1 protein-coding gene is annotated in these 225 nt (G+C 43.1%); it reads left to right on the forward strand.

Annotated features, from left to right (window positions below):
* The coding region (locus LI015_RS28960) for a DUF6906 family protein (RefSeq protein WP_319638750.1) at positions 1 to 182 on the forward strand (182 nt) is incomplete at its 5' end.
* Positions 183 to 225: the final 43 nt, after the last annotated feature.

Here is a 225-nt window from a genome sequence, read left to right on the forward strand (position 1 = left end):
TGAAAAATGGCAAAAAGCCAACCTTAAGCCAGAAAAAGGAGATGAAACTTCATGGCCTGCAACCAGAGAACTGGCTGGTGATAAAGGACACCAGAGAGTTTTTGGAAGTGGTAAGCAGAATGGAACTTAAGCGGATTGGAACAGGCAAGAAACGGACCAGAAGATTATATAGGAGTGAGTAAGATGGCAGATGTAAAGACAAGGGAGCTTGGAAAGATTGTCAAG

Source organism: Enterocloster sp. 210928-DFI.2.20 (genome assembly GCF_020554465.1).
Classification (GTDB): Bacteria; Bacillota; Clostridia; order Lachnospirales; family Lachnospiraceae; genus Enterocloster; species Enterocloster bolteae.